This is a genomic window from Catellicoccus marimammalium M35/04/3 (assembly GCF_000313915.1).
Taxonomy (GTDB): domain Bacteria; phylum Bacillota; class Bacilli; order Lactobacillales; family Catellicoccaceae; genus Catellicoccus; species Catellicoccus marimammalium.
On sequence record NZ_AMYT01000004.1, the window covers coordinates 1 to 944 of the forward strand.

The window sequence follows — 944 nt, forward strand, 5'->3', positions numbered from 1 at the left end:
AAAGGAGGCTCCCTATGAATATTATCGATGAGTTAGAGTGGCGCGGTGCAATTAATCAACAAACCGACGCTAAGGGATTACACGATTTAGTAGAAAGTGAAAAAATTTCTCTTTATTGTGGTGTAGATCCAACAGGAGATAGTATGCACATTGGACATTTAATTCCATTTATTATGATGAAGCGTTTTGCAGATGCAGGTCATCATCCATATATTTTAATCGGTGGGGCTACAGGTTCTATTGGAGATCCAAGTGGACGCAAAACAGAACGCCAACTACAAACAATGGAACAAGTAAATCACAATGTTGAAAGTTTAACAAAACAAATGAAACATTTATTTGGTGATGAAGCTAATATCACTATGGTGAATAATTATGATTGGCTATCAAAAATTTCATTGTTAGACTTTTTACGTGATTACGGAAAATATGTCAATGTTAATACAATGTTAGCTAAAGATATTGTAGCTAGCCGCTTAGAAAACGGTATTTCATTTACAGAATTTTCATACCAAATTTTACAATCTATTGACTTTTTAACATTACATCGTCAACACAATATTCAATTACAAATTGGTGGTGCAGATCAATGGGGGAATATTACAGCAGGTATTGATTTAATCCACAAAGTGGATGGATCAGATGAAAAAGTATATGGTCTAACAATTCCATTAATGTTAAAAGCAGATGGAACAAAATTTGGTAAAACAGCTGGTGGAGCTATTTGGTTGGATCCAGAAAAAACTTCTCCTTATGAATTTTACCAATTTTGGTATAACCAAGATGACAGAGATGTAGTGAAATATTTGAAATATTTCACTTTCTTGTCTAAAGAAGAAATTGATGAACTAGCACAAAAGGTAGAAACTGAACCAGAAAAACGTGAAGCACAACGTCGTTTAGCAGAAGAGGTTACGACATTTGTTCATGGAAAAGAAGCTATG

General features: G+C 33.9%; 1 protein-coding gene. It reads left to right on the forward strand.

Annotated elements, in window-relative coordinates; all coding sequences use genetic code 11:
* Positions 1-14: 14 nt before the first annotated feature.
* On the forward strand, positions 15-944 hold a 930-nt coding region (gene tyrS, locus C683_RS00460), incomplete at its 3' end, for a tyrosine--tRNA ligase (RefSeq protein ID WP_040388528.1).